The sequence below is a fragment of the Streptococcus sp. 2018162 genome, assembly GCF_019754175.1.
GTDB lineage: Bacteria > Bacillota > Bacilli > Lactobacillales > Streptococcaceae > Streptococcus > Streptococcus hashimotonensis.
This window is the reverse complement of sequence record NZ_JAIJZP010000001.1, coordinates 380,696-401,870: the sequence shown is the minus strand read 5'-3', so window position 1 is coordinate 401,870 and position 21,175 is coordinate 380,696. Positions and strand designations below refer to the sequence as shown.

The window sequence follows — 21,175 nt, the reverse complement described above, 5'->3', positions numbered from 1 at the left end:
CTATTATCCCTTAATTCTATTCAAGTACTCCTGATAGGTTTCTGTCTCCATCAATGCCTTTGCATTTTCCACTCGAGCCTTCGTTGGGGGCTTAGTCCCCTCTAGTGGATAGGGTCTGCCCAACTCACGCCACTTAAATTCACCAAGATTGTGATAAGGTAACACCTCAAAACGTTCGACATTTTTTAAGGTTTTAACAAACTTACCAAGTTCAATCAAGTCCTCATCTCGGTCAGTCAAATTCGGTACCAGGACATGACGAATCCAAACAGGCTTACCAATGTCTGATAGATATTGAGCACATTCTAAAATAGTCTTGTTACTATGACCTGTCACAATGCGATGTTGCTCAGGATTCATTTCCTTAATATCAAGGAGCACCAAGTCTGTTACTTCCATAAGCTGACTATATTTTTCCAAGTAGCGCTCTGTCTTACGGAAAGTCAACGCACAGGTATCCAAAGTAGTGTGAATCCCTTTTTCTTTTGCAAGGGTAAATAGAGCAATTAAAAAATCAATCTGGATGGTTGCTTCACCACCTGAAACGGTAATACCCCCTTCTTTTCCCCAAAACATACGAAAACGCAGGGCTTCATTCAAGACATCTTCTGCCGTTCTCTCAGTCGCTGCTGGATTGACCAGATCCCAAGTATCTGGGTTATGGCAATACTGGCAACGCATGTGACAGCCCTGCATAAAGACTACAAAACGTACCCCTGGACCATCAACCGAACCAAAACTCTCTGTTGAATGAACCAAACCTGTCACTTTACGATAATCAATTTCTGTCATCATCTCATCCTCATCATTTTATAAGACTAGTATATCACAAAAATGAAAACGCTTCTATCATTTACTTTCTTTCTTTCATAACTATCATCTTCCGTAAAAAGAAAGCTAAAAGACTAGGTTGCCCTAGTCCTTATCGGTTTCTTCTTTCTCCAGTGGTGTAATCAAGAGTTTTAATTTTGTTACGCGACCATTTTTTACCTTATCGTTAATAAGAACTAGATGGTGATCTTTACTATCTACTTCAAAGGAAACCTTCTCGTCTTGGCTCGGAATGGTACCGACCCCTGTCAGATAATAACCAGCAATCGTATCAACGTTATCACTTTCCAACTCCATCTCAAAATGCTCATTGAAGTCATTTAAGGTCATATTTCCTTGGACGATATAAGTGTTGTCAGCAATTTCTCGGACAAAAATTTCTGTCTTATCGGTCTCATCATCGATTTCCCCGACAATTTCTTCCAGCAAATCTTCCAAGGTAACGAGACCTGCAACTCCACCATACTCATCTAACAAGATGGCCATTTGATTTTGGGTATTTCTCAATGATGTCAACAAATCATCCACGAAAATCGTTTCTGGAACGAAGAGAGGCTCCTGCATAATGCGGCGGATGTTGAGATTGTCAAAGCCATTACTGAAAGCTTCTGACAAGATTTTCTTGGTATGAATCAAACCAATGATATTGTCCTTATCGCCATCATAAACAGGGATACGTGAAAAATTCTGCTTGAGGATGGCTGCCATGATGGTTGCTGTATCATCCTCAATATCCACCATGAAAGCATCCGTACGGGGAACCATTACTTCACGTGCCATCAGCTCATCTAAAGAGAACACACCCTGAAGCATTTCGATTTCTTCGGCATCTAAGGTTTTCTCACTCTTTGTCAAAATATATTCAATTTCATCCCGTGTCATCTGCTCATCCGCATCATCAAAATTCATAGGAGTAATACGGCTGATAAGATTCGTTGCAGCTGATAATAACCACACGAACGGACTCACAATTTTTCCAAGGAAAATAATCACAGGTGCAGTGACTACTGCCAGATTTTCCTTCATATTCATGGCAATCCGCTTAGGGTACAATTCACCAAGAACGATTGAAACGAAAGTCAACATAGCCAGTGCAAGCCAGTATCCTGCAGTTTGCGCTGTTGTTGAATTCCCCATCCATTTGGCAAATACAGCTCCCAAATCATTAGCCAAGCTGGCACCTGAAAGGATAGAGATGAAGGTAATTCCAACCTGAATGGTTGATAGAAAATTGTTAGGATTCTCTAAAACTTGAAGCAAGCGAATATATTTCTTCTCACCGTCTGCCGCCTTTTGTTCTACTCTTGAACGATTTAGAGAAACAAGCGCCATTTCAGAGGCTGAAAAGAAGGCATTGAACAGGGTCAATAAGAATAAAATTAACAGTTGTAAATAGATGGTCTGACTACCAGGGTCTTCCATGATGTTCTCCTATAATAAAATTTATAACATTTCCATTATACCACAAATTCTAAAAATTAACATATTTCTTGTTATAAATAGTCCCTCATGTCTGTTTATGTTACAATAATCAAAAGGAATAGGAGAACAACTATGATTATTTCGATGAAGAATGTCCACTATAAACGACAAGGTAAAACTATTTTAGAAGACATCAACTGGGAATTTAGGAAGGGAGAGCGTTGGGCTATTTTAGGGCTAAATGGGGCTGGAAAGTCAACCCTCCTTCGTATTTTAATGGCTGAGTTTTGGAAGACATCTGGTGACCTGACTGTTCTTGGAGTGGAGTTTGGCAGGGGGGATATTCCTAGCCTACGCACTAAGATTGGGGTCGTCGGTTCCTTTCTAGCCGAACGATTTCCTATTGATTTGACAGCTGAGCAGATTGTCCTGACTGGAAAGTACAAATCCTCCATCCTCTACCGTGAATACGGTCAAACTGAATTGGATGAAGCCATAGACATGCTCAAAACCATCAAAGCCGACCACTTGATCGGTCGGACCTATGCTAGTTTGTCACAGGGTGAACGCCAACTCCTGCTGATTGCCCGCAGTTTGATGGAAGAGCCGGCTATTTTGATTTTAGACGAAGCAACTGTCGGCTTGGACCTGCTAGCCCGTGAACGCCTGCTCCACCACATTGACTACATCTGTCAACTCCCAACGGCTCCCGCCATTATCTACGTCACCCATCACGCCGAAGAAATCACTGATAATTTCACCCATGTCCTCCTGCTCAAAGATGGTATGGTCTTGGCACAGGGACCCAAAGAAGACATCCTGACACCTGAACTCCTCAGCGATTTTTATGGCAATCAGGTGAAATTGATTGACTTGGGTGAGGGAAGATTGTTCATTAAGCCGATATTATAGATGAAGTTGAATAAAATACCTCTAACCAGATAAATTGGTAAGAGGTATTTTTGTCAGGTGTCATAAGTCACAAATAATTTCAATGAGTCGTGCAGACATAGTAGATTCGCTAAAACAAATCACCTTTAAAGAGTTCGCTAATGGGTTTCCAATGAGCGCGATCCGACATATCTTCTTTCCAACTTGTATTGTTGAACAGCATGCCTATTACTTCTCCAATGCTATTCTTAATAGGGCGAACAAAAGCAAATTTAGCTCCATGGGGATTCGTTTTAGAGTTTTCAGACCATTCTCTCAAGGCTTTAAATTTTGCTTCTGAATATTTATCAATATTTTGTTTATTGCCACCTTTTGTTTCTACAATATATGTAATCCCATCTCTCCCTTTGAAAATATAATCTGGAAAAAATCCTTCTGCTTTGTGACCGTATGCAACTGAAAAATACTTTTCTCCTCTATCCTTACTGCGATACCACCAAGAAACTTCCGACGATTCTTCGAGCCATTTCTCAAATGCAATTTCAGGAGCTTTACTATTAGTCCAGTTGTTTTCGCCATAACCTTTATAGACATTTTTCGTGAAAACTCTCCCTGATTGCCCTTTTATAACTTGGTACATTTCATATTTGGGTAGAATGAACGGAACCAAATCGACTTCGTCATGACTGATACCATACTCCAAGGATAATTGTTTATCAAACAACCCCTGTGCATCTGCATTCTTTACTGTATTCCTGATTAAATGATAATTGTTAATGACAAATGCCATAAATTCTGAAGGTTTGAGGCTTAAAAATCTTTTCTGAGGATGCTCACTTCGGTTAGAAAAAAGCTCAACTAGAATCACGTTGACATCACTAGCTGTATCTCGATATAAATGAGACTGAAGTTTTTGCTGTGCATTAAGTAAATCAAGTCTATTATCTTTGAGATTAACTGTAACGCCTACTTGATAACTTCGAAGTTTGTCAGATAGAATATCTCTTTCTAACTTATCCGATTGAATGAGTTTTTGCCTAATATTTGTTCCAAATTGATAACCAAAACTCTCTAGTTTTTCCTGATTCTGATGACCGTTTTGCTCCACCAAACCGTAATCTTTCTTAAATTGACTTCTAAGGGCTGCAACAATCTCAGCATTCGTCAATCCTGTCCTAGCGTTAGGCTTAACTGACATCAATTGAAAATCTGGAGTACCCTCTTGTAATTCATAAGTCGCAATAAAACTCCCCTCTCCTTGTCTCAAAACATCAGCAATGTAAGATTGATCGTTGGAGTAGATAAAAGCATTATCTAAAATAGGATTATCGTAATGCTTCTGCTGAGGCATGCGACGAATACGTCCAATTGTCTGCAATGTAAAATTAGGTTCGGTATTTAATCTCAGTTTAACTAAAATCTTTGCCCTTGGCGCATCCCAACCAGTTGAGACTGCCTGCTTCATCAATAAGTAATTAACTGGACTATTCGCTTTTTCAATTGAGGAAACATTGATCTTTTCATTTGCCAGCCAGGTAGCTACCTGACTGTCGTCTTGACCAATTTCGGCTAAGTATTCTCGTACTTGAGAAATGAGATTATTACGCTCCTCCTTATTTGCTTTCTTTTCATCAGGAAATTGAATTAAAACCAAGGGATTGATATCTAATCCTAGCTCTTTATAAGCTTGTTTGATATTCCTACGCTTATCATCAGCCGAGTCTAAAAAGTACTGAACCATATTGTCAACTACATCCCCATCGACACCGTCAGGATTGAGTTCAACATTTCGGACAATTAGCCCTTGTGCAATCACGTCCTCATCATTGACTTGTACATTTTCGTATTCACTAGAAGAGGATTTCGGCGTAGCTGATGCTCGAATAATTTTATCCGCACCAAACATGTCAATTATCGGTTGTGCCTTCTCTGTTTGATTTCTGTGTTCCTCATCAATAATCAGAACGAAATGCAAATTTTGTAAACTTGCATCCCTGATAAGAGTTGTAAGATTTTTTGTATCTCCATCCTTCATGGCAAGAGCCTGCTTATTTTTGACCCTCTCCCAATTTAAAAACGTTGCTGTATTTTTTTCAAAACCTGAAATCAGCGCATCGTCTAATGTTTGTGCTTTCACAAAAGTAGCATAGTCTTTTGCCTTGGCCCAAGATTGCTCTTCCAACTCTCCATTACCAGGGGTCAACCATACAAAAACATAATCATAAGGATGTGGATTGTGCTCTATGATTTGGTCCATAAGTTTAATGAGCATCACCGTTTTTCCTGATCCAGTCGGTGCATAGAAAACTGTAGTTTGTTTTTGGGAATAGAAAAATTTATCTTGCAGAGTCTGGACTGCCTGCTCTTGAAAAGGAAATAAATCTATCATATACCTGCCTCTCTCATTTCTTTAGCAAAATAATATTCTGGTACATCAATCAATTCGATACCTTCGAAACGGACTAAATCTGACTTTTCCATCATGGCATGGGATTGCTGACGAACGTAGATCGTTTTTATACCACTCAAATCAAGTTTCCTCAATTCTGAAAGTGAAAATGCTGTTGCTTTATCACTCTCTTTCAAATCAATACCGTGTTCCAACTCTATAAGAGTCTGAACATGATGCAGGAGAGTGTTTTCTAGATCCTCGTCATCTTTGGAAAGGAATTTCGTTTTGAAATATTTTAGATTATGAGGCAAGTCATCTTGGATATTTGTCAATCGTTTGTAAGTCACCTCCTCACAAATATAATTCTCATTATTGGTACAAAGAATATATTTGCGATTCCCACCATCTTCCTTATTCAATTGTGCAACCGCATGACCCGTAGTACCCGAACCAGCGAAGAAGTCTAATACAACTATATTTTTTCTTTTGTTTAAAGTAAGGAGCAATCGTATCAATCCTAAATTCTTTGGATAATCAAATGGTGACTCACCTCCAAATAATTGAGCTAATTGTTGTTTTGCTGATGTCGTCTTTAAATCAATTTCAAATATCTGCTTTTTATTATCAATAATCGCTTCATATTTTCGATTAATCAGTAAATTCTTTATACGGATGGTACTCCTAAGATTTTTTTCATAAATTTTATCATCAGTAAAATCTAAGACATTATCATGGATTAATTCTTCCAGTTTATTCTGAGTATATGTATTCTCTACGAACTCTCCATCTCTGTGACTAATATATCTTATAAAACCTTGCTCAGATAAATCATAATTTAATTCGTCAATATTAATCTCTTTAATAAACCTATAAGCTCTGTCTTGTTTTCTAAAATAAAGTGAATAATGCTTTTCAGACAAAAAATTAGATACTAACTTATTAAAATTATTTTTTCCAACAACGACTCTCCTCCCACTATTATGTACATAATTCCCTTCTTCATCTAACCTCATATCAGATGAGGATTTTGGAATATTTTCAACAAAATATGCTACTTCTCTATTTTTAGAGTAAGCCAAGCAGTATTCGCTTGTGACTGAAGTAAAATTTGAATTTTTTCGTCCTTTTGGATTATTCTCAACAATAAATTGAGATAAAAAGTTTTTTTCCCCAAAAACCTCATCGCAAAGCAACTTCAGTTGTGCTTGTTCATTATCATCAATTGAAATAAATATAACTCCCGAATCTGATAATAGCCTTCTAGCGATTTCCAACCGTTTACTCATAAAGCTTAACCATTTTGAATGGGCATAACCATCTGTTTTATCTACAAACTTATCATTATACTTAAAATCCTTATTACCAGTATTATACGGCGGGTCGATATAAATTACATCTATTCTACCCGCATGAGTTTTCTCTAATAGATGCAAACTGTGTAAATTATCCCCCTCTAAGAGAAAATTGTAATCCTTATCCTCTGGATTTGCTCTTATTTTTCGGGTCTCGTCTTCAATGAAAACAGGAATCCTTGTTTTCATTTCTTCCTCGACCAATTCAGCGTGTTCTTCCCAAACTAATCCATATTTCTTACGATTAAGAAGTTTTATAATTTTATCGAGCTGAACTACATCTTCATTTCGACCGTCAATTCTTGCTTGGTCAATAAGAGCCCTCACATAATCCAAAGCTTCATTTTTCTCGTTTTGACGAGGGAGCTCATTAAAGTCTTTAGGCATTAGAAAACACCCCCAATCTCTATGATTGCAGGTGTTTTAGAGTATTCTGAAAAAAAGTAGTTGTTAGCTACTTGCTTGCTTGCTTGCTTGCTTGCTTGCTTGCTTGCTTGCTTGCTTGCTTGCTTGCTTGCTTGCTTGCTTGCTTGCTAATGGATTGTACCATTTCGTTCTCCTATGTCAAGTAATATTTCAACAATTATATAATTTTTTTCCTACTTTTTCAATCTCTCCACCATCACCAAAAATGGTGGGGTATTGACTTGATTGAGTGGTTTGTAGAGCATGGCTGTAAAGACAGTCTGGTCTAGCTGGCTGATAAAGTCTAAGACTGCATCCTTCTCAAGAGCTCCGCCCTCGTGACCATAGTAAACCATGATGGCTAGGCGACCACCCACCACCAGTCGGTCAAGAACTTTTTCTATGGCTTGAAGGGTGGTTGCAGGCAGGGTGATGACTGACTTATCCGCCGAAGGAAGATAGCCCAGATTGAAAATGGCTGCCTTGCACTCCTCCACATACTGGTCTAGGTTTTCGTGTCCTGTCAAAACCAATTGGGCATTGGTCAAGCCAGCTTTTTCTAGTTTTTCAGCCGTTGTGGTCAGGGCTTGTTCCTGAATATCAAAGGCCACCACTTTTCCTGCTCGCTGGGCTAAAAATAGCGTGTCATGCCCATTTCCCATAGTCGCATCGACCGCTAGGTCCTGATCTGTTAATATCTCATCTAAAAAGGCATGAGCCATGTGTAAAGGTCTAAGCATTTTCTCTCCTTATGCTAATAATCTTATATAATAATCGGTCAAGGTGGCTTCGTCCACCTTTTTGCGTTGCTGCAACCACCAGCTGACCGTCTCCACAAAAGTCGTCACGACAAAATGCACCAGCAAATCCTCTGGAAGATTTCTCTTATCCTGCATGTAATCTTCAGCCACTTTTGGAAAAATATCGTGTTTCAACTCCGCTTCCAGTTCTCTTAGAAAATAGGCATTGCGGGACAACAAAAGGCTGGCAACACGATCTTGATTGGTCCGAAAGTGTTTGAAAATATGAACCAGCAAGGTCTTCACATCCGCATCTTCACGACCTGTAAATAAGTGGTGAAAGAGGTCATGACAAAGTTCTTCCAAAAGAGCCTCTTTACTTGCATAGTGGGCATAGAAAGTGGAACGCCCCACATCTGCCAGGTCAATGACATCCTGCACGCGCATCTCGTCATAGCCCTTATCATTTAATAAGGTCAAAAAAGCCTGAAAAATAGCCCTTTTTGTTTTTGCAATTCGTCTATCCATTTTTCGTACATTTCAAACAATTTGTTCAGAAAAAGACAAACCGTTTCTCTTGTTTCTAGTTTTTCGGCTCATTACAGTGCATAATAAACCTATAAACAGTATAACACAGAAAGGGAATCTCATGTCATCTTCTAAAAATACATTTATCGCTTTTCTCCTCAATCTCAGCTTTTCTATCATCGAGTTTATCTTTGGCTGGCTCTTTGGTTCCAGCGCTATCTTAGCAGATGCTGTTCATGATTTGGGTGACGCCCTCGCCATCGGAAGCTCTGCCATCATGCAAACCTATGCCAACAAGCCTGCTGACAAGGTCTATCCCTTTGGCTACAAGAGATGGAATATTTTGGCCGCTCTCTTGACTTCTAGCATTCTGATTATCGGCTCCAGCTTGATCCTTGTGGAAAACATCCCCAATCTCTTCCATCCCCAGCCTGTCAATCAAGATGGGATGCTGGTACTTGGGATTATCGCTGTCATCATCAATTTCCTTGCTTCTCGTATTGTAAAAAATGGCTATAGCCATACTGAATCCATTCTCAGCTTGCACTTTTTAGAGGATATTTTGGGATGGCTGGCGGTCATCCTTGTTTCCATCATTCTTCAATTTACTGATTGGTACTTTCTAGACCCACTTCTCTCACTCTGCATTGCTATGTTCATCCTCTCCAAAGCCCTGCCAAAAGCTTGGAACAATGTTAAGATTTTACTTGAAACCAGTCCAGAGGGTGTGAACTTGGAAGAAATAAATAAGGCTCTCTTAACATTGGAAAATGTAGAAGAAATTTCTAAGCTGAATGTCTGGACCATGGATGGATATGAACATTGTGCGACTGTGACGGTCAAACTGACAAATCCTGCTGTAGCAGACAAGACCAAAGCAAAAATACGGAATTCTCTCAATTCCTTTGGCATTATCCAGAGTACCATCGAAATTTTGTAAAAAAATTTAAAAAAATATCTCATTTTCCTCCACCCATTTGCGAATAAATAGGTATGAAGACAATTATCCTATTTTTCCTTGGAGCTTCAATCGGCTCCTTCTTGGGATTGGTCATCGACCGTTTCCCTGAACAGTCCATTATCTCCCCCTCTAGTCACTGCAATGCCTGCAAGCGACGGCTCAAGGCTTGGGACCTAATACCCATCCTATCCCAGCTTTCAACAAAATCTAAATGCCGTTACTGCAAGGCCAAGATCCCTTATTGGTATCTGGGACTAGAAGTCTTAGCTGGTCTAGTCGTCCTGCTCTGCCATTTTCAAGTCCTAAACCTAACCGAAACCATTCTCAGCTTAGCAGGGCTAGTTTTAACCATTTACGACATCAAACATCAGGAATATCCTTTTGCTGTCTGGCTCGTTTTTACTTTTACAGCTCTGGTACTCTCCCAGCTCAACTGGCTCTTCTGTGGCTTTTTACTCTTGGCCTATCTAACTGAAAAATGGCAAGTCAATATTGGTTCTGGTGACTTTCTCTATCTGGCAAGTTTGGCCTTAATATGTGGATTTACAGAACTCCTCTGGATTATCCAGATTAGTTCCCTCCTAGGGCTTCTTGTCTTCACTATTTTCAAACCCAAGTCTATTCCCTACGTACCACTCCTTTTTCTTTCAAGCATTCCTATCATTCTGTGCATCTAAATCGAGTTTTTCTCGATTTTTTTGTTATAATAGAAGGCATATTAGAGTTCAACTCCATCAAAATAATTGGAGTGCCTTCTTGATCGGAAGGCAAAAGGAGAAACGTTATGACACTATTTAAGGATGACAGTCTAACCCTGCATACCGACCTTTATCAAATCAACATGATGCAGGTCTATTTTGACCAAAACATCCACAATAAACATGCTGTATTCGAAGTCTATTTCCGTTCACAACCTTTTAAAAATGGCTACGCTGTATTTGCCGGTTTGGAACGCGTTGTAAACTACCTCAACAATCTCAGCTTTAGCCAGACAGACATTGACTATCTGACAGAACTGGGTTATCCGCAGACTTTCCTTGATTACTTGTCCCAATTGGAAATGACTCTCACTGTCCGTTCGGCTAAGGAGGGCGACCTGGTCTACGCTAACGAACCCATTCTTCAAATCGAAGGACCATTGGCACAATGCCAACTAATCGAAACTGCCCTCTTAAACATCGTCAACTACCAAACCCTGATTGCTACAAAAGCTCGCCGTATCAAGGCCGTCATTGAAGATGAGCCCTTGATGGAATTTGGTACTCGCCGTGCCCAAGAAATGGATGCTGCTATCTGGGGTACACGGGCAGCCTTTATTGGTGGAGCATCTGTGACTTCCAATGTTCGAGCTGGCAAAATCTTCGGTATCCCTGTCGCTGGTACCCATGCCCACGCCTTGGTTCAAACATACGGAGATGATTACAAGGCTTTCAAAGCCTACGCTGAAACCCATCATGACTGTGTCTTCCTCGTTGATACCTATGATACGCTTCGTATTGGTGTTCCAGCAGCCATCAAGGTTGCCAAAGAAATGGGAGATAAGATTAACTTCAAAGGGGTTCGGATTGATTCAGGCGATATGGCCTATATTTCCAAGAAAGTTCGTCAGCAATTAGATGATGCAGGTTTTACAGATGCGAAGATTTACGCATCTAATGACCTGGATGAAAATACCATCCTCAACCTCAAAATGCAAAAGGCAAAAATTGATGTCTGGGGAGTTGGTACCAAACTCATCACCGCCTACGACCAACCTGCCTTGGGCGCTGTCTACAAGATTGTATCCATCGAAGATGAAGATGGAAATATGCGTGACACCATCAAGCTGTCTTCTAATGCGGAAAAAGTCTCCACTCCTGGTAAGAAACAGGTTTGGCGCATCACCTCCAAAGAAAAAGGAAAATCAGAAGGGGACTACATCACCTTTGCGGACACTGACGTCACACAGATGGATAGTATCTATATGTTCCATCCAACTTACACCTACATCAATAAAACCATCGAGAACTTTGATGCACGTCCACTCCTAGTTCCTATTTTCGAAAAAGGAAAACAGGTCTATGAACTTCCAAGCCTAGCGGAAATTCAAACCTATGCCAATCAAGAATTTGATAAGCTCTGGGACGAATACAAACGTGTGCTCAACCCACAGCTCTATCCAGTCGACTTGGCACAAGATGTTTGGGATAATAAGATGAACCTCATCAATCGTATTCGCAAACAAACTCAGACCAAATCCATCTAAGAAAGGTATGTTATGACCCTACAGGAAACAATCATCAAAGAATTAGGTGTCAAGCCAAGCATTGACCCCAAAGAAGAAATCCGTCGCTCCATCGACTTTCTCAAAGACTACCTAAAAAAACACCCATTTTTGAAAACCTATGTCTTGGGGATTTCTGGTGGACAAGATTCGACCTTGGCTGGTCGTTTGGCTCAGCTGACTATGGAAGAAATGCGGGCGGAAACAGGTGACGATTCTTATCAATTTATCGCTATCCGCCTCCCTTACGGTGTGCAAGCTGACGAGTCTGACGCCCAAGCAGCCCTAGCCTTTATTCAACCAGATGTCAGCTTAACCATCAACATCAAGGAATCAACAGATGCCATGGTGGCTGCAGTCAATGCAAATGGGCTTACTATGTCTGATTTTAATAAGGGAAATGCTAAAGCCCGCATGCGCATGATTGCCCAATACGCTATTGCTGGAGAACGCAAAGGAGCTGTCATTGGAACCGACCATGCCGCTGAAAATATCACTGGCTTCTTTACCAAGCACGGCGACGGCGGTGCAGACATTCTCCCCCTCTTCCGCCTCAATAAACGCCAAGGAAAACAGCTTCTAGCTGAACTGGGGGCAAATGAAAAACTCTACCTCAAAGTTCCTACTGCAGACTTGGAAGAAGACAAACCTGGCCTTGCTGACGAAGTCGCTCTCGGTGTTACCTATAACCAAATCGATGACTATCTCGAAGGCAAAACCATCGACCCTCAAGCCCAAACCATTATCGAAGGCTGGTGGAATAAAACAGCCCACAAACGCCACCTACCAATCACGATTTTTGATGACTTTTGGAAATAATACTCTTCGAAAATCAAAATCAGACGTTGTTGACTTGATTTGATGACTGAAAAGCTCCTGTGGAGGTTTTCAGCATGTTCCCTTGAAATATAAAAGGAACAGTGTTCTATCTACATCATATCGATACGAACTAGGTTCGCTCTATCTCCAACCTCCAAAGGTTCCCCGAACCTTTGGAGCAAGTCTGATTTTGATTTTCATTGAGTATAATCAAAACCACCAGTCGAACTGGTGGTTTGTTCTACGGCTATAAGCCGCTTGTTCCGGCCAGGGCCAAAGGCCCACTGAAATAGCTTCCTCGCGCACCACTTTCCCGAGCAGGTGCTAAAGCACCATCAGTTTTTTTTCCTGTTGGTTTCCCCTGTAAATGGGTCAACCGTTTCAAACAAAGTGAGCTGGTCCGCTAACCTGTCTTCTTGTAATTGGTTCTGTATGTATTCTGCTATCACTTTTTGATTGCGTCCTACCGTATCCACATAGTAGCCTCTGCACCAAAACTTTCTATTCCCATACCTATATTTCAGATTGGCATGTTTGTCGAAAATCATTAAACTACTCTTACCTTTTAAATAGCCCATAAAACTGGAAACACTCATTTTGGGCGGAATACTAACTAACATGTGGATATGATCAGGGCAGGCATTAGCTTCATGGATAGTGACTCCTTTTCGCTCACACAAATCTCGGATGATCTTTCCGATACTAGCCTTATACTTGCCGTAAATGATTTGACGACGATATTTAGGCGCAAAAACTAGATGATATTTACAATTCCAGCGAGTATGTGATAAACTTTCATTATCCTCTCTCATGAGGTACCTCCTATTTGATTCGATGTAGTGGCGGGGAAACCACTTCTATCTTATCACTTTGGGAGGTTTTTTTAATACCTCGCTAGAAGCTCTACTGAACCACTAGCATAGCTAGTGGTTTTCTGGGGACAAAAATTATCCCCTGACGATAGGCACAACCGTCAGGGGATTTCTTTTATCTACTCTCCAAATAATCCGCAATCGCTGCGACATCCTTGTCTCCTCGACCGGAAACATTGATAATAATGATTTTATCTTTATCTAGTTGTGGTGCTAATCGAATAGCTTCTGCAATCGCATGAGACGATTCAATGGCTGGAAGAATTCCTTCTGTACGACTTAAGGTCAGAAGGGCATTAACAGCCTCATCATCTGTTGCTGCGACATAATTAACACGACCAGTTTCCTTATAGTGGGCATGTTCTGGTCCAACGCCTGGATAGTCCAAGCCTGCTGAAATGGAATAAACAGGTGCAACTCCACCATTTTCATCAAAGAGGGAGATCGTCTTCATACCATCAACCACACCAACTGTTCCCTTAGTCATAGTCGCCGCATGTAGTTCTGTATCAACACCTTTACCAGCAGCTTCTACACCGATAAGCTTGACTGATTCATCTGGTAAATATTGAGAAAATGCACCGATGGCATTGGAACCGCCACCTACACAGGCAATGACATAGTCTGGCAAGCGACCTTCTTTTTCTAAAATCTGACGGCGAGATTCTAGACTAATAATCTTTTGAAACTCATGGACAATCGTTGGATAAGGGTGTGGTCCAACTGCTGATCCCAAAACATAGAAGGCATCCAAATCTGCCATCCAAGCACCGAATGCCGCATCAACTGCCTCTTTCAAGGTTTGCGTTCCATCCGTTACAGCATGAACACGCGCCCCCATCATCTCCATTCGAAAAACATTGAGGCGTTGGCGTTTGACATCTTCAGCTCCCATATAGACATCACAGCCCAAACCAAAGCGGGCAGCTACAGCAGCCGTCGCAACCCCATGTTGACCAGCACCAGTTTCTGCAATCACTCGAGTTTTCCCCATTCTTTTTGCCAATAGAATTTGCCCCAGCACATTGTTTAACTTATGAGAACCTAAGTGATTCAAATCTTCCCGTTTGAGATAGATTTTCGCTCCACCAAGCTCCTTGGTCAATGATTCCGCAAAATACAATGGCGTTTCACGACCAGCATAATCTTTCAGATAAGCTTGGTATTCCGCCAAAAATTCTGGATCATTGCGGTACTGTTCAAACGTTTCCTCCAACTGATCCAACAAAACCTGAATTTGCTCTGGTACAAAACTACCACCAAACTGTCCAAAATAACCTTTTTCTGTCATATAATTCCCTCTTTCAACATTCGCTACAAGAGACCAATAAGGTCAAGAGTTTAATCCTTCTTTACTTATCCTTAATTGCTACGCCATCGTTTCATCTTGATTACCTCGTTTAGATAATAGTCTTTCAGTTTGCTTTTAGTACTAGGCAACGAGCTGCAGGCAGTACTAAAGTACGGCAAAGCAAGTTAACGACGTAATAAAAGATAAACTGAATGACTAAAGGAAAAAGCCCACGCAGGAAAACACATCCTGCGAGGGCGTCAATGGACACGGTGCCACCTCACTTATGGACTCGACTAGAAAAGTCCATAACTTTTTCTCCTCTAACAAGGAGGCGCACGATAAGGGGTGCGGACCGAATTCTCATTGTTTCGAATTCATCGAACCAAACTCGCTTTACTAAACCAGACAATCCATAAAATGGATACGAATGCTTGTTTGGCATCAGCCCATTTCATAAACCTCTATCATCTATTCACACCAACCATAGACTCTCTAAAGACAAAGTGTTTATTACTTTTTCTGATTACTTGTAATTATACGTTACAAAATCGGAATGGTCAAGTAATTTTTAGAAATTTTCTAAACAATTTGAAAATTCAGTTTCCATTGTCTGAATCCATTAAAAACTAACAAAAAGCCACTCTGCTTAAGTGACTTTCTAAAAAACTGTACTCACGAGCGAAGCGCTTATATCAAAGATAGTTTTAACTAGTCAAGGTTATTTTTAAGGGAATACTGACTGTATTTCAAAAAAATAACGATGTGTAGCTTAAACAATAGCTTTAGATGGACATTCTGAACCTGTAACGATAGGTTCTAAGACTCCTATTTGGAAAGGATTATCCCTCTCTTTATCAATGAATAGGTAAAATAGGCTAGTATTCCCCCCATTGTATTGGTCCATAAATCATCGATTTCAAAGACGCGTTGGGCATCAATCAGCAAATCCAGTAGTAATTGTGTGCATTCAATAAAAAGACTGATACAAAAACTATAACGAATCACCGCTCGAAGGCTCCGCCATTCTTCCCTAAGAAACAAAAGAAGAAAAATCAGAGGGAAAAGTAGAAAAATATTAGTGATGTTTTGCAAGAAAATCCATCCTAGGTCCGCCAAACTATCTACCTTGTCCCCGTTGACGATGCTGTTGAAAGGCGTTGGTAAAAGATAGAGACAGCCGATTTGAATAATTCCTGGGGTCGAGAAATCCTTATACTGTGGGTACCAAGTCTGAGGTAGAAAACAAAGTAAAACAATAGCCAGAGCATAGGCTCCAGCTAAGATCTTACAAATCTGTCTTCCTAGCTTGGTCAAGTTTCCATCTGCTTGGAAGAATTTTCTCATGCTCGAATACCTGCCTTTGCTTTTGCGGCTGCAATACGAGCACGTGCTTTTTCACGGTCTTTCTTGAGCGTATTGGAGCGCAATTGACCACAGGCAGCATCAATATCTGTACCATGTTCCTGACGAACGACACAGTTAACACCATTTTTCTTCAAAACATCAAAGAAAGCAAGAGTACGTTCCTTGGTTGAACGACTGTACTGATCATGTTCGCTAACTGGGTTATAAGGAATCAGGTTGATATAAGACAATTTACGGATGTTCTTGGTCAAGTCAGCCAATTCCTGTGCCTGTTCCACTCCATCGTTGACCTCATTGAGCATAATATACTCAAAAGTCACACGGCGGTTGGTCACTTTGATATAGTCTTCGATTGCTTCAAAAAGAACTTCTATAGGGAATTTGCGGTTAATCCGCATAATGCTCGAACGAAGGTCATTATTTGGCGCATGTAGAGATACTGCCAAGTTAACTTGGACACCTTCACGTGCAAACTCACGAATTTTCGGTGCTAAACCTGACGTCGAAACAGTGATGTGACGGGCACCAATTGCCAAGCCCTTGTCGTCATTAACCACTCGCAAGAAGGTCATAACATTATCGTAGTTATCAAGCGGCTCACCAATCCCCATCACAACGATATGGCTAACACGCTCATTCTGATTGCGCTCATCCAAGTACTTTTGTACCAACATAATCTGAGCCACAATCTCACCGCTAGTCAAGTCACGTTGCTTAGGAATCAATCCAGATGCACAGAATGTACAGCCGATATTACAGCCAACTTGTGTCGTTACACAGACAGAAAGACCATAGTGCTGGTGCATAAGAACTGTCTCAATCAACATGCCATCTGGCAGTTCAAAGAGGTATTTGATAGTGCCGTCCTTAGACTCCTGTACAATCCGTTGTTTGAGCGGGTTAACTACAAAATTCTCTTCCAACTTTTCAATCAAAGATTTTGGCAAGTTGGTCATTTCCGCAAAGGATTGAACACGAGAACGGTAAAGCCATTCCCAAATTTGAGTGGCACGGAACTTCTTCTCTCCGTTTTCTAAAATCCAATCAACCAGATTGGCTTGACTAAATGCATAAATTGATGGTTTCATATTTCTCCCTATTTCTGGCGGATAACAAAGTTACGCTTCACTTCATTCATCTCACGCTTGCTCTGCTTACGCTCACGTTTTTGAGAACGCTCCGTTTGACTCGCCTTAACACCAGCATTTTTCATAGTAAAATGACGTTGTTCCGACTGTTTGTTCTGCTGCTTCCCTTTTTTCTGACGGTCATTGCGATTATTTTTGTTTTCTTTTGGCGCAATAGGCTCCGTCCGCTGCTGATTTCTGTTGCGATTGCGAGAACGACTCCGCTTGCGACGAGGTCTATCCTCCTCCTCAGCAGGCAAGTCTTGTGGATTCGGATTGGCTAAGACGAAATAAGCACAACCAAAATTACAATACTCCGTCAAATAGTCGTCCAAGCGGCTGATTTTTAAGTCTGATTTAACATTTTTATCGTCTGTATAGAATCCCCTTAATCTCAGCTGCTCATTGCCCCAATCTCCCACGATATAATCAAACTTGAGCATGAGTTGTGAAAAACGTTGACCAAAAATCGTCTGGTCAAAAGCATTCTTGTAATCTTCCAAAAGGTCCAATTCAATATTTTCAGATACAACCTTATCTCCGACACGAGCAAAACTCGGACCAGGGTATTTATTATAGTTATACATTTCAGGTGAAATTTCTTTTTTCATTTGTCCTCCTATCTTATAAAATCTTCATACGTAAAAATCATTTGATTAATAATCTATCTGGTCAGAATCTAAATTCTAACACTTAACCTTATCATTATAACACGATTTATCTGGAAATTCTTCTACTTTACCATTTAGGAGAAATTTCTGACAATTATAATATTATTCTCTAACAAAAAAGGACGATTTACTCGCCCTTTGTTTTCTTCAAATAATCAATAGCCTCTTGAACCGTTTTCACAGGAACTACCTCAATATCCAATCCTGCTTTCTCCGCAGCTTCCTTAGCTTCTTCATAGTTGGTTTTAGCCTTTGGATCTTCCTTCAAAACTTCCACATCAACTGGATTGTTTGGTACGAAAAAGATACTTGCACCTGACTTAGCTGCCGAAATAACCTTCTTATCAGCACCACCAATGTCACCTACTTTTCCATCCTGCTCGATAGTCCCCGTACCAGCAATAATCCGACCATCACGTAAGTCAGGCTCTGCGAGTTGAGTATAGATGGCAAGTGTAAACATCAGACCAGCACTTGGACCACCAATATCTCCCGTTTGGAAATCAATCGGAATCGAACTTTGAACCTCTGTATGATCTACGAGAGTGATGCCGATTCCGTTTTTGCCATTAGACAATTTGATAATCTTACCGTCCGCAGATTTCTCCTGACCAGCGCTAATATAACCAACTGTTACATCACTTCCTAGTTCCAAGCCACTCACATATTTAATCAAATCAGGAGAAGACTCAAATGTTTTTCCATTGATACTCACAACAGTGTCGGCAATATTAAGAACTTTTTTAAAGGTCGAATCATCCGCCAAGGCAAGTACATAGACACCAAAGAAATCAAGATTGACTTCTTTTCCTGCCAAGGTCAAACCTTGGTACTTCGCCATATTTTGCGATGTCTCCATGTAAAACTGTGCTATACGGAAATACTCTTCATTGTCGGCCCCTCCTGTCATCTCTTCAGAGGAACGAACTGTCGTATAGGGATCAAACTGAGCAGCAAATAGTTGTAAAGCTGTAGCTTGTTGGACTGATACATAGGTGAAGTTGTAAGAGCCATCCTCTTGGTCTATTTGATTGTTCACCGTTAGTACCTGACGAATATCGGCAGCTCCACCTGGACTTTCCAGATAATAAGGCAGACGAACAAAAACGGCAAACCAAATCAAAAGAGTTCCTAAAACAATAGACGCAATTAGGGTTAACTTCCTATTTTTCTTCATTCTTTCTAATCTCCTCACTAACAATTTCTGGAACATAAGGGCCTATGTCCTGTTTGAAATACAGCAATTCTCGAACCTGGCTGGATGATACGAACTTAAGCTCTGGCTTGGCGATTAAATAAATAGTTTCCAAATCTGGCGCCAACTGACGATTGTAAAAATCAAAACTTGACTCGTATTCCAAATCGGTCGCATTACGCAATCCTCGGACCAAATGTGTTACTCCATAGCGCTTAGCTACATCGACTACCAATTCATTTTCAGACAGAACGACCTCGATATTCTCCATTCCTACAAAAAGCTTCTCCAAAATGGCTTTTCTCTCCAAGCCCGTCAAGAGTCCTGCCTTTTTAGGATTGGTAAAAACTCCCACATATAATTTATCAAATAGTCCACTCGCTCGTTCAATTAAGTCCAAGTGTCCATTGGTAATGGGGTCAAATGAGCCCGTAAACAATCCAATCTTATCTGACATATACTGTTACCTTACTAATTCCGTAGAGTTTCTCTTTCCATATCCCCAGCTCTGCTATTTCTTCCGGAAGAGAGACCGCCTTATCCGTTTCGCAGACTACCATGACATCATCTGCTAGTAAGTCACGGCGACAAAGTTCTGTTATCACATCTTCAATTTCCTGCTCTGCATAAGGAGGGTCCAAGAATACCAGGTCGAAAGGACCTTCCACACTGTTCAAAGCCTGTCTAGCTTCCATTGCTAGAAGCTGAAATTTATCTGCTTCCTTAGTCATTGCAATATTTTCACGGATAATGGCTTGTGCTCGTCGATCTCGCTCAACCAGAACTGCTGACTCCATGCCACGAGATATAGCCTCGATAGATAAACCACCACTGCCGGCGTACAAGTCAAGAACTCTACCACCCTCAAAATAGGGACCAATCATATTAAACATGGCTCCACGGACCTTATCCGATGTCGGTCTGGTTGTTTTTCCATCTAACGTTTTCAGTGGTCTTCCACCATAGCTTCCCGATACAATTCTCATAAGGTATATTATAGCAAAAAATGAAGCTCGTTGCTGAAACCAAGTGCACTTCCTGCTTTCCTTTTTGCACCAACTTTTTCAACCTTCTGCTAAATACACTCTCAACCGCTATAGCAGGAAATCATTCTCGCGCTATTCAATAAAATGGTAAAAATAAAAAGCAAGGAAATTCTGTTTTACGCGAAATTCCTCACTCTTATCGTATGTATTTAAACTAGATCGTTACAAGAAAAAATTAGTGTTGAAATACAAATAGCTATTTTTTCCAGTATGCTAATACGCCATAAAGAACCAGTAGCTAAAAAGCCTACGGATTATCTGGTGAACTCTCGTCAGCTGTTGGAACTGTTTCCACTGACTCAACCAGGCTAGTTGTTGAATCTGTCGTTTCCGCCGGGGCTTCAGAAACTGTTGGAGTTTCTACCACAGGTGCTCCTTCACTAGTCGGAGGGACTGAAGTACTTGTACTAGTTGACGCCACGCTGCTTGTATACTGGCTTGTTGAACTCACACTTTGGTTTCCATATATATTTTGATTAGGTACTACATAAGATTCTTGTGAGGTCTCACTAGCTTCAGCAAGGTCCGTTGACTGACTGGTCCCTGTTTCAGATACCTTTTTCTCATCAGCTACTTTTTGGGCTGCTTCCGCCCTGACCAACTCCGCTTTTAGCTTAGCCTGTGTTTGAGCATCTGTCTGCTGTCCCACTAGCTCTTTTACTTGGTCAATCCGTTTCTGTAATGCTGCTTTTTTAGTCGCATCCGTAACCTTGTTTACTGCAGATTGTGCCTCTGCAAGTTTCTCTTCAGTATGTGTTCCTTCTAATACAATGACAGCATTCTCAGCATCCTGAAATACTGTATCAACCGTTTTTTTCTGATTGGGCACTTGCTGTACTGTCTTTGTATCACTTGTTTCGCTTTGAGCATTTTTATACCAACTAGCGCCTAAGCTAATCAATAAAATAAGTCCCATAAAAGAAATAATGCCAATTTCTGCCAATGACAACTTTTCAAATTTCTTTTCCATATTTTTGCCCTTATCCGTCTTATTGCATAAG

At 40.7% G+C, this 21,175-nt stretch carries 20 protein-coding genes; 5 read left to right on the top strand and 15 right to left on the bottom strand.

Translation table 11 applies throughout. From position 1 onward, the window contains the following. Positions 1–3: 3 nt before the first annotated feature. Positions 4–795, bottom strand: a complete 792-nt coding sequence (gene pflA / locus K5Q22_RS01910) for a pyruvate formate-lyase-activating protein (RefSeq protein ID WP_024401711.1) — start codon at positions 793–795, stop codon at positions 4–6. 120 nt (positions 796–915) lie between these two features. Then, the gene (locus tag K5Q22_RS01905; protein ID WP_002942867.1) at positions 916–2,253 is read right to left on the bottom strand and encodes a hemolysin family protein; all 1,338 of its coding nucleotides are present in this window, start codon (positions 2,251–2,253) and stop codon (positions 916–918) included. A 132-nt stretch (positions 2,254–2,385) separates the two neighbouring features. On the opposite strand from K5Q22_RS01905, the gene K5Q22_RS01900 reads away from it, so the two are divergent. Further along, complete coding sequence (locus K5Q22_RS01900) at positions 2,386–3,165, top strand: ABC transporter ATP-binding protein (RefSeq protein ID WP_205013294.1); 780 nt, start codon at positions 2,386–2,388, stop codon at positions 3,163–3,165. A 109-nt stretch (positions 3,166–3,274) separates the two neighbouring features. Here the strand turns inward: K5Q22_RS01900 and K5Q22_RS01895 are convergent, their stop codons facing one another. The 4 genes from K5Q22_RS01895 to K5Q22_RS01880 all read right to left on the bottom strand — a co-directional run bounded on the left by K5Q22_RS01895 (position 3,275) and on the right by K5Q22_RS01880 (position 8,561). Further along, complete coding sequence (locus tag K5Q22_RS01895) at positions 3,275–5,530, bottom strand: DEAD/DEAH box helicase (protein WP_114867030.1); 2,256 nt, start codon at positions 5,528–5,530, stop codon at positions 3,275–3,277. After that, positions 5,530–7,275 (bottom strand): site-specific DNA-methyltransferase, encoded by a 1,746-nt coding sequence (locus K5Q22_RS01890; protein WP_029171494.1) that lies wholly within the window; start codon positions 7,273–7,275, stop codon positions 5,530–5,532. Before K5Q22_RS01890 ends, K5Q22_RS01895 begins: the two co-directional genes overlap by 1 nt. A 212-nt stretch (positions 7,276–7,487) precedes the next feature. Further along, positions 7,488–8,033 (bottom strand): class I SAM-dependent methyltransferase, encoded by a 546-nt coding sequence (locus K5Q22_RS01885; RefSeq protein ID WP_029171493.1) that lies wholly within the window; start codon positions 8,031–8,033, stop codon positions 7,488–7,490. Between the two features lie 9 nt (positions 8,034–8,042). Then, positions 8,043–8,561 carry a TetR/AcrR family transcriptional regulator gene (locus tag K5Q22_RS01880; RefSeq protein WP_024384600.1) on the bottom strand — a complete coding sequence of 173 codons (519 nt, stop codon included), beginning with the start codon at positions 8,559–8,561 and terminating at the stop codon, positions 8,043–8,045. A 121-nt stretch (positions 8,562–8,682) separates the two neighbouring features. On the opposite strand from K5Q22_RS01880, the gene K5Q22_RS01875 reads away from it, so the two are divergent. From K5Q22_RS01875 to nadE, 4 genes are all read left to right on the top strand, one after another. Further along, entirely contained in the window at positions 8,683–9,501 is an 819-nt protein-coding gene (locus K5Q22_RS01875; RefSeq protein WP_205013295.1) for a cation diffusion facilitator family transporter, read from the top strand. 53 nt (positions 9,502–9,554) lie between these two features. Continuing rightward, on the top strand, positions 9,555–10,199 hold the full coding sequence (locus tag K5Q22_RS01870; RefSeq protein WP_024384598.1) for an A24 family peptidase: 645 nt from the start codon (positions 9,555–9,557) through the stop codon (positions 10,197–10,199). Between the two features lie 107 nt (positions 10,200–10,306). Next, positions 10,307–11,767, top strand: coding sequence for a nicotinate phosphoribosyltransferase (locus K5Q22_RS01865; RefSeq protein ID WP_024384597.1), 1,461 nt, complete (start codon positions 10,307–10,309; stop codon positions 11,765–11,767). A 12-nt stretch (positions 11,768–11,779) separates the two neighbouring features. Continuing rightward, positions 11,780–12,604 carry an ammonia-dependent NAD(+) synthetase gene (gene nadE / locus K5Q22_RS01860; protein ID WP_205013296.1) on the top strand — a complete coding sequence of 275 codons (825 nt, stop codon included), beginning with the start codon at positions 11,780–11,782 and terminating at the stop codon, positions 12,602–12,604. Between the two features lie 335 nt (positions 12,605–12,939). On the opposite strand, the gene tnpA is transcribed toward nadE, so the two are convergent. The 9 genes from tnpA to K5Q22_RS01815 all read right to left on the bottom strand — a co-directional run bounded on the left by tnpA (position 12,940) and on the right by K5Q22_RS01815 (position 21,144). Continuing rightward, positions 12,940–13,416, bottom strand: a complete 477-nt coding sequence (tnpA, locus tag K5Q22_RS01855) for an IS200/IS605 family transposase (protein ID WP_205013297.1) — start codon at positions 13,414–13,416, stop codon at positions 12,940–12,942. Positions 13,417–13,591: 175 nt separating this feature from the next. Beyond that, positions 13,592–14,767, bottom strand: a complete 1,176-nt coding sequence (trpB, locus tag K5Q22_RS01850; RefSeq protein WP_029179798.1) for a tryptophan synthase subunit beta — start codon at positions 14,765–14,767, stop codon at positions 13,592–13,594. A gap of 828 nt (positions 14,768–15,595) precedes the next feature. After that, complete coding sequence (locus tag K5Q22_RS01845; RefSeq protein ID WP_205013298.1) at positions 15,596–16,114, bottom strand: VanZ family protein; 519 nt, start codon at positions 16,112–16,114, stop codon at positions 15,596–15,598. Next, entirely contained in the window at positions 16,111–17,223 is a 1,113-nt protein-coding gene (rlmN, locus tag K5Q22_RS01840; protein WP_024406668.1) for a 23S rRNA (adenine(2503)-C(2))-methyltransferase RlmN, read from the bottom strand. Before rlmN ends, K5Q22_RS01845 begins: the two co-directional genes overlap by 4 nt. Positions 17,224–17,231: 8 nt before the next feature. Beyond that, positions 17,232–17,873, bottom strand: coding sequence for a YutD-like domain-containing protein (locus K5Q22_RS01835; RefSeq protein WP_024399656.1), 642 nt, complete (start codon positions 17,871–17,873; stop codon positions 17,232–17,234). A gap of 187 nt (positions 17,874–18,060) precedes the next feature. Then, the gene (locus K5Q22_RS01830; RefSeq protein WP_014638484.1) at positions 18,061–19,110 is read right to left on the bottom strand and encodes a SepM family pheromone-processing serine protease; all 1,050 of its coding nucleotides are present in this window, start codon (positions 19,108–19,110) and stop codon (positions 18,061–18,063) included. Next, positions 19,097–19,585: a pantetheine-phosphate adenylyltransferase gene (coaD, locus tag K5Q22_RS01825; RefSeq protein ID WP_002939048.1), complete on the bottom strand. Its 489-nt coding sequence runs from the start codon at positions 19,583–19,585 to the stop codon at positions 19,097–19,099. Before coaD ends, K5Q22_RS01830 begins: the two co-directional genes overlap by 14 nt. After that, positions 19,575–20,114, bottom strand: coding sequence for a 16S rRNA (guanine(966)-N(2))-methyltransferase RsmD (gene rsmD, locus K5Q22_RS01820; protein ID WP_014638485.1), 540 nt, complete (start codon positions 20,112–20,114; stop codon positions 19,575–19,577). Before rsmD ends, coaD begins: the two co-directional genes overlap by 11 nt. 307 nt (positions 20,115–20,421) lie before the next feature. Next, entirely contained in the window at positions 20,422–21,144 is a 723-nt protein-coding gene (locus K5Q22_RS01815; protein ID WP_205013299.1) for a serine protease, read from the bottom strand. Positions 21,145–21,175: the final 31 nt, after the last annotated feature.

What these genes read in the sequence shown, in the direction of transcription:
- pflA (WP_024401711.1), bottom strand. Translation starts at nt 795, where the DNA reads ATGATGACAGAAATTGATTATCGTAAAGTGACAGGTTTGGTTCATTCA.
- K5Q22_RS01905 (WP_002942867.1), bottom strand. Translation starts at nt 2,253, where the DNA reads ATGGAAGACCCTGGTAGTCAGACCATCTATTTACAACTGTTAATTTTA.
- K5Q22_RS01900 (WP_205013294.1), top strand. Translation starts at nt 2,386, where the DNA reads ATGATTATTTCGATGAAGAATGTCCACTATAAACGACAAGGTAAAACT.
- K5Q22_RS01890 (WP_029171494.1), bottom strand. Translation starts at nt 7,275, where the DNA reads ATGCCTAAAGACTTTAATGAGCTCCCTCGTCAAAACGAGAAAAATGAA.
- K5Q22_RS01885 (WP_029171493.1), bottom strand. Translation starts at nt 8,033, where the DNA reads ATGCTTAGACCTTTACACATGGCTCATGCCTTTTTAGATGAGATATTA.
- K5Q22_RS01880 (WP_024384600.1), bottom strand. Translation starts at nt 8,561, where the DNA reads ATGGATAGACGAATTGCAAAAACAAAAAGGGCTATTTTTCAGGCTTTT.
- K5Q22_RS01875 (WP_205013295.1), top strand. Translation starts at nt 8,683, where the DNA reads ATGTCATCTTCTAAAAATACATTTATCGCTTTTCTCCTCAATCTCAGC.
- K5Q22_RS01870 (WP_024384598.1), top strand. Translation starts at nt 9,555, where the DNA reads ATGAAGACAATTATCCTATTTTTCCTTGGAGCTTCAATCGGCTCCTTC.
- K5Q22_RS01865 (WP_024384597.1), top strand. Translation starts at nt 10,307, where the DNA reads ATGACACTATTTAAGGATGACAGTCTAACCCTGCATACCGACCTTTAT.
- nadE (WP_205013296.1), top strand. Translation starts at nt 11,780, where the DNA reads ATGACCCTACAGGAAACAATCATCAAAGAATTAGGTGTCAAGCCAAGC.
- tnpA (WP_205013297.1), bottom strand. Translation starts at nt 13,416, where the DNA reads ATGAGAGAGGATAATGAAAGTTTATCACATACTCGCTGGAATTGTAAA.
- trpB (WP_029179798.1), bottom strand. Translation starts at nt 14,767, where the DNA reads ATGACAGAAAAAGGTTATTTTGGACAGTTTGGTGGTAGTTTTGTACCA.
- K5Q22_RS01845 (WP_205013298.1), bottom strand. Translation starts at nt 16,114, where the DNA reads ATGAGAAAATTCTTCCAAGCAGATGGAAACTTGACCAAGCTAGGAAGA.
- rlmN (WP_024406668.1), bottom strand. Translation starts at nt 17,223, where the DNA reads ATGAAACCATCAATTTATGCATTTAGTCAAGCCAATCTGGTTGATTGG.
- K5Q22_RS01835 (WP_024399656.1), bottom strand. Translation starts at nt 17,873, where the DNA reads ATGAAAAAAGAAATTTCACCTGAAATGTATAACTATAATAAATACCCT.
- K5Q22_RS01830 (WP_014638484.1), bottom strand. Translation starts at nt 19,110, where the DNA reads ATGAAGAAAAATAGGAAGTTAACCCTAATTGCGTCTATTGTTTTAGGA.
- coaD (WP_002939048.1), bottom strand. Translation starts at nt 19,585, where the DNA reads ATGTCAGATAAGATTGGATTGTTTACGGGCTCATTTGACCCCATTACC.
- rsmD (WP_014638485.1), bottom strand. Translation starts at nt 20,114, where the DNA reads ATGAGAATTGTATCGGGAAGCTATGGTGGAAGACCACTGAAAACGTTA.
- K5Q22_RS01815 (WP_205013299.1), bottom strand. Translation starts at nt 21,144, where the DNA reads ATGGAAAAGAAATTTGAAAAGTTGTCATTGGCAGAAATTGGCATTATT.